The 14,713-nt window shown below is 54.9% G+C and carries 14 protein-coding genes; 7 read left to right on the forward strand and 7 right to left on the reverse strand.

Features of this window, described 5'->3' with window-relative positions; genetic code table 11:
• Nucleotides 1-27: 27 nt before the first annotated feature.
• The 5 genes from M9H61_RS19845 to M9H61_RS19865 all read left to right on the forward strand — a co-directional run bounded on the left by M9H61_RS19845 (nucleotide 28) and on the right by M9H61_RS19865 (nucleotide 7,557).
• Complete coding sequence (locus M9H61_RS19845) at nucleotides 28-552, forward strand: RNA polymerase sigma factor (protein ID WP_250282530.1); 525 nt, start codon at nucleotides 28-30, stop codon at nucleotides 550-552.
• Nucleotides 553-561: 9 nt separating this feature from the next.
• Complete coding sequence (locus M9H61_RS19850; RefSeq protein WP_250282533.1) at nucleotides 562-1,728, forward strand: FecR domain-containing protein; 1,167 nt, start codon at nucleotides 562-564, stop codon at nucleotides 1,726-1,728.
• A gap of 227 nt (nucleotides 1,729-1,955) precedes the next feature.
• A complete protein-coding gene (locus tag M9H61_RS19855; protein WP_250282535.1) occupies nucleotides 1,956-4,775 on the forward strand; it encodes a TonB-dependent receptor in 2,820 nt (939 codons plus the stop codon).
• A gap of 67 nt (nucleotides 4,776-4,842) precedes the next feature.
• Nucleotides 4,843-6,372, forward strand: a complete 1,530-nt coding sequence (locus M9H61_RS19860) for a trypsin-like peptidase domain-containing protein (protein WP_250282537.1) — start codon at nucleotides 4,843-4,845, stop codon at nucleotides 6,370-6,372.
• Nucleotides 6,373-6,729: 357 nt separating this feature from the next.
• On the forward strand, nucleotides 6,730-7,557 hold the full coding sequence (locus M9H61_RS19865) for a MipA/OmpV family protein (protein ID WP_250282538.1): 828 nt from the start codon (nucleotides 6,730-6,732) through the stop codon (nucleotides 7,555-7,557).
• A gap of 117 nt (nucleotides 7,558-7,674) precedes the next feature.
• Here the strand turns inward: M9H61_RS19865 and M9H61_RS19870 are convergent, their stop codons facing one another.
• The 4 genes from M9H61_RS19870 to sfsA form a co-directional block, all read right to left on the reverse strand.
• A complete protein-coding gene (locus tag M9H61_RS19870) occupies nucleotides 7,675-8,067 on the reverse strand; it encodes a VOC family protein (RefSeq protein WP_250282540.1) in 393 nt (130 codons plus the stop codon).
• A gap of 38 nt (nucleotides 8,068-8,105) precedes the next feature.
• Nucleotides 8,106-8,966 (reverse strand): DNA repair protein RadC, encoded by an 861-nt coding sequence (radC, locus tag M9H61_RS19875; RefSeq protein WP_250282543.1) that lies wholly within the window; start codon nucleotides 8,964-8,966, stop codon nucleotides 8,106-8,108.
• A gap of 26 nt (nucleotides 8,967-8,992) precedes the next feature.
• Nucleotides 8,993-9,799: a type I methionyl aminopeptidase gene (gene map / locus M9H61_RS19880; protein WP_101245800.1), complete on the reverse strand. Its 807-nt coding sequence runs from the start codon at nucleotides 9,797-9,799 to the stop codon at nucleotides 8,993-8,995.
• A 114-nt stretch (nucleotides 9,800-9,913) separates the two neighbouring features.
• The gene (gene sfsA, locus M9H61_RS19885) at nucleotides 9,914-10,627 is read right to left on the reverse strand and encodes a DNA/RNA nuclease SfsA (protein WP_250282546.1); all 714 of its coding nucleotides are present in this window, start codon (nucleotides 10,625-10,627) and stop codon (nucleotides 9,914-9,916) included.
• 127 nt (nucleotides 10,628-10,754) lie between these two features.
• Here sfsA and M9H61_RS19890 point away from each other — a divergent pair, with 127 nt between their 5' ends.
• Nucleotides 10,755-10,973: a DUF6500 family protein gene (locus M9H61_RS19890; protein WP_250282548.1), complete on the forward strand. Its 219-nt coding sequence runs from the start codon at nucleotides 10,755-10,757 to the stop codon at nucleotides 10,971-10,973.
• 15 nt (nucleotides 10,974-10,988) lie between these two features.
• On the opposite strand, the gene M9H61_RS19895 is transcribed toward M9H61_RS19890, so the two are convergent.
• The 3 genes from M9H61_RS19895 to M9H61_RS19905 form a co-directional block, all read right to left on the reverse strand.
• Nucleotides 10,989-11,888 (reverse strand): methyltransferase domain-containing protein, encoded by a 900-nt coding sequence (locus M9H61_RS19895; RefSeq protein ID WP_250282551.1) that lies wholly within the window; start codon nucleotides 11,886-11,888, stop codon nucleotides 10,989-10,991.
• Between the two features lie 88 nt (nucleotides 11,889-11,976).
• Nucleotides 11,977-12,942 (reverse strand): pyridoxamine 5'-phosphate oxidase family protein, encoded by a 966-nt coding sequence (locus M9H61_RS19900; RefSeq protein ID WP_250282554.1) that lies wholly within the window; start codon nucleotides 12,940-12,942, stop codon nucleotides 11,977-11,979.
• 80 nt (nucleotides 12,943-13,022) lie between these two features.
• The gene (locus tag M9H61_RS19905) at nucleotides 13,023-13,640 is read right to left on the reverse strand and encodes a glutathione S-transferase family protein (protein ID WP_250282556.1); all 618 of its coding nucleotides are present in this window, start codon (nucleotides 13,638-13,640) and stop codon (nucleotides 13,023-13,025) included.
• A gap of 132 nt (nucleotides 13,641-13,772) precedes the next feature.
• Between M9H61_RS19905 and M9H61_RS19910 the strand changes: the two genes are divergently transcribed.
• Nucleotides 13,773-14,687: a LysR family transcriptional regulator gene (locus M9H61_RS19910; protein ID WP_250282557.1), complete on the forward strand. Its 915-nt coding sequence runs from the start codon at nucleotides 13,773-13,775 to the stop codon at nucleotides 14,685-14,687.
• Nucleotides 14,688-14,713 lie beyond the last annotated feature (26 nt).

A 14,713-nucleotide genomic window follows, 5' to 3' on the forward strand; every position in this document is an offset into this window, starting at 1 on the left:
TGCAGCCCTCCCAGTCATTGCTTATTCATGCTTTCACCCACAGGTTTCCGAAACAGTCTGCTTGCTGATTTTGAACAGGAGCGCGAAAGCCTGTTGCGTCTTGCTGCCCGAAAAATCGGGGATGCCGAGGAAGCACACGACATCGTTCAGGATGCCTTTGTTCGCGTGGCTGGCGCATCGGTGCAATCGGTTGAAGACGGACCGGCATATTTGCGCACCATCGTGATCAATCTGGTGCGTGACCGGATGCGCCGGCGCAAGGTGGCGGGGCATGTTGTGGACAGCCAGCAAGAAACCAATCCGATCGAATGGGCGGCGTCAGACACACCATCGCCAGAACAGATCATCTATCATCGTCAGCGTCTTGGTGCCTTTGAACAGGCGCTAAAAAGTCTGAGTCCGCGATCACCGGAAGTCTTCATCTTGCGGAAGTTGCATGGTAAGAGCCATGATGAAATCGCATCGGTGACAGGCCTGTCACAATCCGCGATCGAAAAGCACCTTTACCGGGCTTTGACCGCGTGCCGCGATATCCTGAAAAACTTCGATTAGGCGATGGTTGTGAACGATAAACCACAATTTCAGGATCAGGACACCAGTATTGGTGATCAGCCGGACCGTGACCAGATCACGGCGGCACAGCCATCTGATGAACTGATCGATCAGGCCATCGCCTGGCACGCCAAGGCAGGTATTGATGATCGGGCGTCGCCTGTATATGCGGCCTATCAGGACTGGTGTGCCCAAAGCCCGGCGCATCAGAAGGCCGCAGACAAAGTCAGCGCCTTTATGGCCGATGACGGCTTCAATGATGTCTTGTCGCGGATGGAGGCGGAACTTGTCTCCTCAACAGCGGGGGGGGCAGATCAGCCCGGTTTGGTCTCTGCCCCGAACGGTGACAGGTCGGCGGATGCTTCCGGCCCGCATCGGGGCTTGCGCCATCCGTATCGCAAATCACGCCCACTGTCACAAACCTCTGCGCGCCCGGTGGCGCGCCGTCGCGCCGGCGGGTCGATCGGTATGCTTGCCGCTGCGTGTTGTGTGGTTGTGCTGGCCGTGGTCGGGGTGGAAGTTTTTACGCCCGCGTCAAACGGTCAGCAATTGGTGGCGACCCGTGACATTGTCGATGAAACCCTGCCCGATGGTAGCCAGCTTACCCTTGCACCCGGCACGGCTTTGACCTGGTCACTGACCAGTTCCGAAAGACGGATTGATCTCGAAGAAGGGGCCGTGACCATCAAGGCCGCACATGACACGGCGCGCCCCTTGGTCGTTCATACCGCGATCAGCGATGTGACGGTCGTCGGAACCCGCTTCATCGTCATCAGCGATCAGGACAGCAATGAAGTCGGCGTTGCAGAAGGCATCGTCAGAGTCCGCGAACGTCAAACCGGCCAGCATAGCGAAGTGACCCTTACAGCCGGGCAGGGGCTTGTCGTTGATCCATCGGGTAAATTTGTGCGCCGTGATGTGACCGAAGCACAAATTGATAATGTCGCAAAAGGTTGGCGGGTCTTTTCACCCAAATCGCTGGGCGATGTTGCTGCAGCCATCCGGCGTCAAAGCGGGGTCAATTTGCTGATTGATCCGTCGATTGCCGGTCTTGATGTCCGTGGGCGGTTCAATCTTGTGGATGGCGAACAGTCCATCGGGCTTTTGCTGCAGTCGCTCGGACTGAACCGCTATGATTTGCCATTCGGGTATGTCCTGCTGACCAACCGGGGGTGATCCCTGGTTCGATGCATTTGCGCCCTGTTTAGACACCTGTCTGTTTTTCCGACTTTAAAATGAAATAAATTCTGTCCGGTTTGTTATTTGGTCTGCGTCCATATTTGCGAGTGATACGCAATAACGTTTTCGGATGCCGTCAGATGATCATGAAGAACGGACTTTTAACCCCGGCAACAATGTGCTCCGGGGCAGGGCGCAACACCGCCCGAAGTCTGAAATTACGCTTGGCATATGCAACACTTCTGGTCAGTTGTTTTGGCATTCCGGCCCATGCACAAACCGGCCCGGCACCGCAAACAGATCAGGCAGCCCCGGTCGCCCAACAGGATCAGTCCGCCCCGATATTCCAGTTTGATATTCCGTCACTTCCGTTGATGCAGGCCCTTGAACGGGTATCCGAACTGACAGGTACGGCCTATTCCGCGGTTGCCGATGTCAATCTGGCACAGGACGGCAATGCCATTTCCGGGCGCTTTGATCTGCAATCAGCCCTTCAGACATTGTTTGATGGAACCGATCTGACCTTTTCGCTGACGGATGGGCAGATCGTGATCCTCAAACGCGTTGGCGCGCAGTCAACAGACGGCACGACAACCGCGCCGATCGTTGTCCAGGGCAGTCAATCGCCCGGTATCGCACTTGGCAGCGGAGCAGACAGCGGATCAACCGTTTACGGCGAACAGCTGATCAAGGGATTTGTTCAGGGCAATAACGATCCGAACATGGTGTTTCGTGCCAATCCGAATGTTCAATATGTCGTTCAGGGGCAGCGCGATGAAGACGGTGCAAGTGCAACTGCCGAACAGGACCTTCGTCCGCAGACATTAAGCATATCGGGCGGGGCAATTGATCAGAACAATATCCGGCTTGACGGTGTTGGCATCAATTCGCTGGGCGGTACGGATACAAGCTATAATGGCGAAAGCAACCTGCCTGATGATGATAAAAACTCGATCAATGCCGATGACCTGTACGGGTTGCATCCGCAAAGTGTTTATGTCGATGCCTCCATCCTCAAACAGGCAGAAATTATCGACAGCAACGTGTCGGCAAAATATGGCGGGTTCCAGGGCGGCGTAATCAATTACGAAGTCATGGATCCAAGCGACAGGCCGACATTTTCCGCCAATATCAGCCGTACGGGTTCAAACTGGACTGAATACCACCTGAAATCAGATGAAACGCCTGATGCGACTGCACGCGAACCCCGTTTCACCAAGCTTATGTACGGGACGTCGGCCAGCGGCCCGGTTGCCGACCAGTGGGGTGTTGTGGTTTCGGCCGGACGCAAAACCGCAGAAGCCACAAAATATGCCGGCGATGATTATTATGGTCGGGAAGTCTCGACCGAAAGTACTGCTGACAATGTGTTGGGCAAGCTACAGTTCAAAGGCAATGACGGCATCAAACTGACAACCCAGCTTGTCTATGCCCCTTATAGCCAGGAATGGGAAGCGGCTGAAAACTATAACAGCAAGATGGACATTACCGGCGACGGGCTTAGCACCTATGTCGGGTTGGAAATGCCGATTGAATATGATGGCTATGGCCTGTCCAATCTGAAACTCGATACCCGTCTGTCGTTCAATACATCGGAAAATGCCCGTGAATCCGAAAGCAATGTGCGTCGGCAAATCCGGTCCGGTGTTGCCGGATCGGCCTATGAAAACCTGTGTGATGCAACGAACTGTTATGACGGTTGGTATGGCGATCTGACCCAGACGGAACAGGATCTTGGCTATACGGCGGATCTTACCGGCAATCTTGGAAATGGCGACATTCTGGTGGGGGCGGATCTTCATTCGATCCGTGCCAACCGTCGTCGTCCCGAAGATGTCTATTATTATTATTCGACCTCGGTAAATTCCGCGATTGTCTGTGCCGATGCCGATGATCCCGCCTGTGATGACGGCGACCAGGTATCAAGACGACGCGTCCATTATGATGCCTTTTCCGGAACGGCAAGTTTTTCCACGGCGGCCCTTTACGCCGAATATGGCATGAATTTTGACAACGTTCCGTTCGGTGAAGTCGAAGTTCGTCCGGGCTTGCGGCTGGAACGTGAAACGTTTCTGGGCAATACCAATCTGGCGCCGCGTTTCAACGCCACGTATTACACCGACTGGGATGTCAGTTTCACAGCGGGCTGGAACCGGTATTACGCGGCCAACATGCTAAGTTACGCATTGCGGGACGCCACACCAAGCACAACAGTGGAAAACCGTACCGGAACGACCAGCGGCGCAGATATCATCTATTCCGACGACTGGTCGTATCTGTCATCGGGCAACAAATACAACTTCAAGGGATCTGACCTTAAAACCCCGTTTACGGACGAACGCATGGCGGCGGTAACGTTCCCTTTGCCGTTCCTGGGCGGAAGCACCCGCCTGAAATGGGTCGAACGCAAAGGACGTGAACAGTTCTCTCGCGATTCCACAGACAGCAGTCTTTCGACCTATACCCTGTCGAACGAAGGATCGAGTTCCTATTCTTCCTACTCGGTGGAATGGAGCAAAAAAATCGGAACCGACCCGTGGGGTGGTCAGCACGCCTTTAGCATCAATGGCCAGTATTCCGAACGTCAGACATCCAACAATACCTACTACGCCACCAGCGACGACACCGAGGGTGCCTATTACAATGGCAACGTGATTCCGACCATGGATCTCGATGTTCTGACGGGCAATCTCGATGAACCGATCTTCGTTAATGTCAGCCTGTATTCCAGCTATCTCGACGATACCCTGCGCACCGGACTGGTTGGCCGTTACACCACGGGATATGACACCATCACCGATAGCGGGTCCGACATCACCATCAATGGCGAGACTTATGACATTTATGAAGACGGCTATAACAAGGCCCGTTTCGATCTTGATATGTCGCTCGATTATGACGTCATCCGCGAAGACAACCGTGTCCTGACGCTAAATGCCTCAATTGACAATGTGCTCAATCGTGGTGGTGGTCACACGCTTTCTGCATCAACCCCCTATCGCAAGGGCCGGGCTTTCTGGCTTGGCCTGACTTACACCTATTGAATTTTCCACACTCGGCGCGCCGGCACTTTGCTGGCGTGCCTTTCTTTGTTTCAAGGGAAAACCCGCAATGAGAGTTTCGATATCCCGTCTGATCGCCATTGGTATGGTGTCAGGTTTGTTGGCGCTGCCAGGAATTGGTGTGCCCTCAGTATCCTTTGCCGCGACCGGCGACCTTGCCCTTTCCGATATCTATAAGGGCATAACGATGGGGGTTGTTCGCATCAATGTCGTCAAGAAAAGCTATAACGAAATCGTCGCGGAAGAACGCGAGAAAAAGGAAAATGGCGAAGATTTCTGGCTGCCGCCCGATGAACGTCGCAAGGACGATAATGACGACGAAGAAAAGGAAGACCCGAACGAACCCGAACATGACTGGGAAAAGAAACGCCGCAACAAGGCAACCGGGACCGGCTTCTTCATTTCCCATGACGGCCTGATTGTCACCAACGAACATGTCGTGCGCGATGGGGTGCGGTTCATCGTGATCCTGACTGACGACCGCCGTCTTCCGGCAAAGTTGGTTGGTAAGGACTTCCTGACCGATCTCGCCGTTCTCAGGGTTGATATGCCCGATGATATAGAGCCGTTGAAATGGGGAAGTTCCCACGCCGCTGCCGTCGGGGACCCGGTCTTTGCAGTCGGATATCCGTACGGGTTTGATCAAAGCCTGACCACCGGGGTGATTTCGGGCAAGCAGCGCGAACTCAGCAAGGGGCAATATAACCCCTATATCCAGACCGATACCGCCGTGAACAAGGGCAATTCAGGCGGACCTCTTTTGTCGATGGATGGCAAGGTGATCGGCGTCAATTCCGCGCTTTATACCCGGTCCGGTGGCAATGAGGGGCTGGCATTTTCAATTCAGTCCGAGCATGCGCAGGGCATTATCAGCTTGCTGGTGGCAGATGGTGAAATCAAACGCAGCTGGTTTGGCATCGCCTATAGCGAAGTCAAAAAAGGCATGGGAAAGCTGCTTGGAATGGAACGGGACGAAGGCATGCTGGTGTCACGGGCACCTGACGATGAACCTGCCTATAAGGCCGGTATTCGTGCCGGTGACGTGATCGTCGCGGTCAATGGTGAAACCGTTCAATCGCGCATGAATTTCCGTATGCAGGCCGCAATGGTCAAGGGCGAAGCCACGGTCACTGTCTGGCGCAATGACGGTTATCGCAGCTTTACCCTGATCCCCGATGACATGGACGAAGCCAAATCCCGCCGCCGGGCCCAGGAACGCGAAAAAATGGGGCTTGGCAGCAAGGACAAGGATGACGGGCGCAAGGAAATTATGGGCATGGACCTTGTTCCGGCCAATGAAAAAGCCTGGAAAAAACTTGAACTCCCGGTGGGAACGACGGGGCTTGTCGTCGACCGCATGGAAACCATGAGCCAGGCCTCGCGTGCAGGCTTTTCCAAGGGGGACTTCATTACACAGGTCAATGACGTCCCCATGAAAACCCCCGAAGATTTCGAAACCATCATGCAACGCGCCCTTGACGAAGATCAGCAATATGTTCTGGTCCGCTATCTGCGCAAGGGCGAGGATCGCGTGCGTATGATGGACGTGCTTGAGATGGTCGATCTCGAAGCATACTGACAAAGCCGCCTTATCACAGCGGGACAGCAGAAATGCTGTCCCGTTTTTTGTGCCGCAACACTCGGACCGATCCATTCCCGATATCCCGGGTGGGGGCGTAATCGCCAATCAACCGTCAATCCGGTCTTCAAGAAAATGACCGACGGAACGCCAGGTGCCTGTTGCGGCAAAACGCCATGTGATCAGGTGTTTGAGGCGTATGAATGCGCATTCGTACCTCTGATGGATGGTTTGTACGTACAAGGCTATAAAACCGGACGCCGTGCTTTTCGCATTCGGGCAAAGTCGCGACATTAACCACACAAGGGGATGTTTAGACATATGGTCTCGTATTTTTGGACGCGGCGATTGGGATGCATGATGGTACTGGGCGGTCTTGCGATCTCCACAACCGCAATCATCATGGCCCTGAGCAGCGATGCCTACGCCCAATCGGCAACGCCGGGGCAAAAGGAAATTATCCGCGAACAGGTAAATCCCCAGACCGAAGATGCTCTGAAACCATGGCTGGGCGGCGACTGGCAGATCGGTGTGCTTGGCCGGGTCAGTTCCAATCCCTATCGCGGTGCAGACAACACGGATCTGACCGGATTGCCCATGCTGGCCTATGATGCCGAACGCCTGCATGTCGGCATTGACGGGATCAATGCAAAGGTCTGGGAAAACAAATTTGGCAGCGTGTCTTTGCTCGGCAATCTGCGGATGGAGCCGTTCGATCCCGATGATTCCCCGTATCTCAAGGGGCTTGAAGACCGTGACATGGCATTCGAAGCCGGACTTGGCGGATCATTGCGTCTGTGGCGGGGCGAAGTGAAGGCAAGCTATCTGACCGATGTGAATGATGCGTATGGCGGACATGAAATTGATGTCGGCTATTACATCCCGACCAATTGGGACAAGTTCAATTTCAATATCGGCGGTGGTGTCACCTGGCAAAGCGAAGAACTGGTTGATTACAATGTTGGCGTAAAACGCAGTGAAGCGCGCAGTGACCGGGGCTTCTATGCACCCGATGCGGCCTTTGTCCCCCATCTTGATTTCAGCGTGATCTATCCGGTGACCGAAAGCTTTGCCGTGATCGGGACAAGTGATGTGCGCTTCCTGCCCTATGAATATACCGACAGCTCAATCATCGAAGATGACTATGTCATCAGTGCCGGACTGGTGCTGGTCTATACCTTCTAGGGTCGGCAATTTGAAATGATCTGATCCATCTTTACCCCAAAACTTTCCGGTGCCAGTGATGGTGATCGGGGTGGGCCGGTTTCCCCGCTGTTTTTGACCGGCCCACAATTTTTCCGACTATTGCAAAGCCGGCTCAAGCAAATCCCATTTGTTGCCATACAGATCCTCAAACACCGCGACTGTGCCATATGGCTCGTGTCGCGGGGCTTCAAGAAACCGCACACCGGCCTTTGTCATGCGTGCGTGGTCACGTGCAAAATCATCGGTATTGAGGAAAAAGCCCACCCGGCCACCTGTCTGGTTGCCAATCGCATTTTCCTGATCCGCACCGGATGCCCGGGCCAGCAAGATGCGGGTTTCCGTGGCACCCGTCGGGGCAACGATGACCCAGCGTTTCCCGTCCCCCATATCCGTATCTTCAATCAGATCAAACCCGACCTTGTCGGTATAAAAGGCAATGGCGTCGTCATAGTCGCGCACAATAAGCGCGCACAAACCGATATGGGGCATGATGAATTCTCGTAATGCGATGGGCGATCAGATGCGGTCTATATCAGGCCAAGCGTCTTGAAGGAATTATATCCGGCATGACTGATGATGATATGGTCATGTACGATGATTTCCATCGCCTTGGCGGCATCGATGATCTTGCGGGTCATGTCGATATCCCCCTTTGACGGGGTGGCATCACCGCTTGGGTGGTTATGGACCAGAATGATCGCCGATGCATGCAGTTCCAGTGCGCGTTTTATCACCTCGCGCGGATAGACCGGGGTGTGATCGACCGTGCCGCGCTGATGACATTCATCGGCAATCAGGCGGTTCTTGCGATCAAGAAACAGCAAATGCAGTTCCTCGGTCTTGAGATGCCCGATCCGGACCCGGCAATATTCGATCAGCTGTTCCCAACTCGCAATCACCGGCAATTCCATGGCGCGTTCACGCGAAAGATGCCGTGCGCCGGCTTCGGCAATTTTGATGGCCGCGATCCCGGCATCGCCCAGTCCCTTGGCGGTTTGCAAATCTTCGGGGCGGGCGGCAAGGACATTGGCAAAGCTTCCGAATTGCGCAATCAGTGCCTTTGCCAATGGTTTGACGTCCCCGCGGGGCATCGCCATGCACAGCATCAATTCCAGAAGCTCGTAATCGGCCAATGCATCGGCACCCCCCTTGATAAAACGTTCACGCAGGCGTTGGCGGTGTCCGTGATAATGGGGCTTTGCAGACTTGGCCGATTTTGATGCTTTGTCATCTGCTTTGGGTGCGATGCCTGCATCGACCGGGGTGGCGCTACCCGATGCCAGATGATCGCGGGTCTGATCAAAAAAGACCCGCGTGCCGTCATCAATTTCAGATGGGGTGGGGATATTCGGGGCAGAAGCAGGTTTGCGATCTTCGGTTTCGCTCAATTCTGCTTCCCCCGTTTGGCCCTTGTTTATTCTGCCGCAGCGGGCAGGTCATAGGGCGGCTTGTCCAGACCGGCCGGGGATCGGGTAAAGATTTCAAACCCGTCATCCGTCACGCCGAGCGAATGTTCAAACTGTGCCGACAGTTTGCGGTCTCGCGTTACGGCTGTCCAGCCATCTGGCAAAATTTTGCACGCATAGGTTCCCTGGTTGATCATCGGCTCAATCGTAAAGATCATGCCCGGTTCAAGAACCAGACCTTCGCCAGGCTTGCCGTAATGCAGGACATTGGGCGCATCATGGAACACCTGGCCAAGGCCATGCCCGCAGAAATCACGCACGACCGAAAAACGTTCGCTTTCGGCATAGGACTGGATCGCATGACCAATATCGCCAAGGGTCGCGCCCGGCTTAACCGCATTGATGCCCCGCCAAAGCGCTTCATAGGTCACATCAACAAGACGCTGCGCCATGACTTTGGGTGTGCCTGCGATATACATGCGCGATGTATCGCCGTACCAGCCATCAAGGATAACCGTGACATCGATATTCATGATGTCGCCATTGGCCAGTTTCTTGTCACCGGGAATACCGTGACAGACCACATGGTTGATCGATGTGCAGATCGATTTCGGAAAACCGCGATAGCCAAGGCAGGCCGAAATCGCATTATGGTCGCGGATATATTCGTCGCACAGGCGGTCAAGTTCACCGGTGGTTACACCGGGCACCACATGCGGGGTAATCATATCGAGCACTTCCGCTGCCAGCTTACCTGCGGCGCGCATGCCTTCAAATGCTTCGGGTCCGTGAAGTTTGACTGTTCCGTTCGCCACCCGAAATCTCCTTACGTTCGGCTAAGTATATCTGTGTTTTATAGTCCAATGACATAAAGCCAGACGCCGAAATTGGCAAGGATTGGCTGATATGCAGGGATTTGGGATCGGTGCTTACAGGCCGACAATCGGTAACGCGGACCGCACGGTCACGGCATCTGTATCAATCGAACAGTCATAGGCAATCGCCTCGACCCCGTTGCTGCGCGCGGCCTTGAACCGTTCGCCGTAATGGGGATCAATATCGGTCGACAGGGTAAAGCGATCACAATCGGTGCGCTGGATCAGGTAAAACATCACCGCCCTATGACCTTCGGCCACCATGTCGGCCATTTCATCAAGGTGCTTGGCCCCGCGTGCGGTGACGGCATCGGGGAATTCGGCAAGACCGGGCACATCTTCATCGCGTTTCAGATGCACATTCTTGACTTCGACATAACAAAGCCCGCGATCGTGGTCCGACAGCAGAATATCAATCCGCGAGTTTTTGCCGTATTTGACTTCGCGTTTCAGGGTTTCATAGCCCGCCAGTTCCGGGACCTTGCCCGACAGGATCGCTTCTTCGACGATGGCATTAGGATGGGCGGTATTTATCCCGATCCAGGCATCACCGATCTGGCAAAGCTCCCAGCTGTATTTCAGTTTGCGTTTCGGATTGTCCGATTTTGACAACCAGACATCAATGCCCGGCTCCTTAAGCCCGATCATCCCGCCCGGATTGGCGCAATGGGCCGTAATCATCTCGCCATTATCCAGTTCGATATCGGCAAGGAAACGTTTGTATCGCTTGATCAGTTTGCCATGGATCAGGGGCTGGGGAAGCTGCATGAAAAACCTTTCGGGAAATCTGTCCTGACAGAAACTGTCAGTTTGGGGCCGCGATCAGGATGCCAATTTTGCGGCAAATCGGTCATACATCAACCCCTTGCAAACAGAAGCCCGTATCGGAACCATCATGCGTCAAAGCCTGCGCGCCAAAATCATTGCCGTTTGTGATCGCAAAATCGCGCAAAAGGGACCGGATGTCGGCCTGTCATTTTATGCGTTCTTTGCCAACCGCAATGATGATCCGGCTCTTTTGATGGAGGCCGCAACCTGGTGGATCGAAACCCGCCAGCTTGATCATTTTGAAAAGGCCACCAAAATCCGCGAGATGGTGCTGGCGGGCAAATAGCCCGCCAAACAGGGATTATTGTTTCTTGGCATCATCGCCAAGGAAATCAACCAGACTGACCTGGCCCGATCCACGGCGCAGCGGCTTGGGCTGGCTGTCATCGGGGGCCCAGGCAGTCAGATAGATCACCTGAAACTTCGCATGAATGCGGCCGTCTTCGCGGGCATGGCGTTCGTGATAGATCGCGGCTGCACGGGCAAGGGTGCTGCGTTTGGTGAATTTCTTGGACCGTTTGGCGATCAGGTTGCTTTCACCCATGCCCGAAAGATCGCGCATCAGTTTAAGCGCATCGGGATAATCAATGGTGATGTCATCGGCATCAACCACCGGCAGGGCAAAGCCGCTGCGCTGAAGCAACGCACCGGCATCCTTCACATCAACGAACGGTGATACACGCGGGGATACGCCACCTTCTTCCTCGGCTTCGGCAGCCATCAGGGCTTCGCGCAAATCACGCAATGTATCGCCGCCCAGCATACAGGCCAAAAGCAACCCGTCGGGTTTCAGCGCCCGGCGTGCCTGCAGCAACATGCCCGGAAGGTCATTGACCCAGTGCAGCGACAGGTTGGACAGGATCAGATCAAGCGACCCTTCGGCAAAGGGCAGGAATTCCTCGTCGGCGACAAGGGCTGTCTTGCCATTGTTGGCCCGCGCATTGCGGGCATAGCCGGTTGAAATATCGGATTGATACAGTGTTTCAATACCGCCGCGCGTGCCAATGATCTGGCCCAATTCGCCACTGTGGCAGCCAAGATCAACCGCCATGGGGAATGTGCGTGTGGTATCATCAAGCCTGTCGGCAAGCCGTTCGGCGGTTTCGGCAAACAGGAAGTTGTACTCCTGTGCCCGGGTTGCCGCACGGTCGCGGCGCAGCTTTAATATGTCTCGATCAAAGACAGTGATCGGATCGGCCATGAGGCGGGATGCTCCGGCAAAAGTCGTTAAAAATGTTACGACCTAGATAGAGCGTCTTGGTCCGCCGCGCAATCAACCATCAAACCATTCAGTCATTCGCAACGTTCATGCGCAACGGAAATGTGCCGGGACGATGGATCCATTGGCTTGGTCGAAATGCGACTAGGCGTTCCGCGCCCTCATAATTTTCCAGCATGGCACCGCCCATGATGATTTCGGCATTGCCGGTAATCTGCAACATGTCGCCATTGGTAAAATCAACAAATACCAGTCCGGCCCGCGGATTGATCAAAAGATTGCCCAGCGTGTTAAAGAACCGGTTTCCGGCATAATCGGGAATGATCAGGGTTCCGTCATCCTCGATATGGACAAAGCCCGGATTGCCGCCGCGATGCGATACATCGACATCCCGCCTTTGATCATCATGATCGATATAGGACGCGATGAAAAATGTGTCGCTGCGCGCAATCAATGCACGGGCATCGTTTGAAAGGTCATGCTCGCCACGGGTGATTGAGGCGCCTGCGGGGGCAGAATGACGGGAAATGTCGAGATCGCGCGGGGTGATATATTTCGGGCAATTGCCAAAACTGTGCCCGACCGTGATATCAAACGATGTCTCATTTGTGCGACTGATTGTCCCATTCAGACGATTGCGTCGACGGGTATGAAGCTCGATCCCCAGTAATCCGATAGCATCACCGTCTTCCATCCCGGCATCGGCCGGGTCATTCCTGTCGCGCGGCAGCGTTACGGCAAGGTGATAGATATCGGTCGCAAACAAAAAGCCCGGCTTGTTGGCGCGAAGGGTGGCCCAAGGTCTGCCATCGGGATCGACACTGCCCAACACAACGAATGGCAGTTGCGGGTAAAACAGGCGGTGCTGTTCGATCAAATGATCACGCAGCACCTTCCGCCCGACTTCCTCCATACGCGCATCGACACCCAGAATTTGCTGAAGACGGATTTCTCCAGCATGCCAGGGGCTGGGGGCACCATCCGACACAGGCGGTCGGGGGGAGTGCGGGTTTTGGGTGTCGATGCGATCAGACATGTGTGCGTCCTTCAAACAAGGGGGCAGCAGGCAACTGGCAACAGGCAGATTGCAGCAGGCATGGGGTCAGGACCGGGCGTTCAGGAAGACGCCAGCATTTCGGCCGGGGCATGCATGAAGGGCACAAAACCCGGCAAATCTTCGATCCGCGACAGCCAGTCGCGCACCTTGCCATAGCCGGCAAGATCAACATTGCCTTCGGGTGCGCGGGCTACATAGCTGTATAGCGCGACATCGGCGATGGTCGGATGATCGGCTGCCAGCCAGTTCTGGGTGTTCAGATGTGCTTCCATCAGGCCAAGGATGGCATGGGCGCGCGCAATCACTTCATCGGGGTCAAAAGGCGCGCCAAACAGGGTCACAAGACGGGCGGCACCGGGGCCAAATGCGATCTGACCTGCCGCAACCGACAGCCATCGCTGTATGCTGGCGGCACCTTTTGGGTCTTCGGGCAGCCAGTTGGTCGCCCGCTGCTTCTTGGTAAGATAGACCAGAATGGCATTTGAATCGGAAATCACCGTCTCACCATCCTGCAGGACCGGCACCTGCCCAAACGGATTAAGGGCGAGAAAGTCGGGCTTCTTGTGCGCACCGCTGGCAAGATCGACTTCGATCAGTTCATGATCAATCCCCAAAAGGCCAAGCATCAAGACCGCACGATGGGCATGCCCGGAAATCGGATGGTAATAGAGTTTCATGGCAGGTTTCCCTGTGATTGCGCTGTAAATGTCGTGCCATGATGTCTGTTTCGGAAAATTTATGGAATTCACATCATCTGCAATTTATTATTCCGATAAATGAAATAATATTCGTTGCGAAGGAGGCTGTGCTTGGATCGCTTTAACGCCATGAAGGTCTATGTGCGTGTGGCCGAGGAACAAGGCTTTGCCGCTGCGGCCCGCGCCCTGAATATGAGCCCGGCCGCCGTCACCCGAACCATTGCCCAGCTTGAAGATATCATCGGCGCGCGGCTTCTGATCCGCACGACACGCACAGTTTCAATGACCGAGGCCGGGACACGGTATCTGGCTGATTGCAAACGGTTGCTGGCGGATTTGCACGAAGTCGAAGCCGCGGCTGGCGGGGCATATGCCCGCCCAAGCGGGATGTTGTCGATTACCGCACCTGTGCAGTTCGGACAGGTGCATGTTGCCCCGATTGTCGGGCGCTATCTTGATCAATATCCCGACATGCGCGCACGCCTGATGCTGTTTGACCGCATCGTCAATATCGTCGAAGAAGGCATCGACCTTGCGGTGCGGATCGGTCATCTTGCCGATTCATCGCTTTCAGCCATCCGCATCGGGCAGGTGCGCCAGGTGGTTTGTGGCGCGCCGGCCTATTTTGACCGTGTCGGGGTGCCTGAAATCCCCGCGGATCTGGCCGGGCACCGGATCATTGCCACCACCGGTTCATCGGCAAGGCTTGATTGGCAATTTAACACATTGTCGGGGGGCGGGCGCAAAATACAGGTATCCCCGGATGCCAGATGGCAGACCAATTCGATCGAAGCGGCGCGAAAAGCCGTAATTGACGGGTGGGGGATCATGCGCATGTTGTCCTATCAGGCCGCACCCTTCATTTCCGACGGCAGCCTGCAAACCGTGCTTGATGATCATGCCCCCGACCCGGTGCCGGTTCATCTGGTCCATCCCGAAGGCCGCCACGCCCCGGCAAAGGTCCGAAGTTTTATCGATCTTGCGGTCGAAACCTTGCGATCAAACCCGGTACTGAATTCCGATTAATTCGACCTGTGCGTGTGATATGATCC

The organism is Thalassospira sp. GO-4 (assembly GCF_023588965.1).
In the GTDB taxonomy this organism is placed as follows: domain Bacteria; phylum Pseudomonadota; class Alphaproteobacteria; order Rhodospirillales; family Thalassospiraceae; genus Thalassospira; species Thalassospira povalilytica.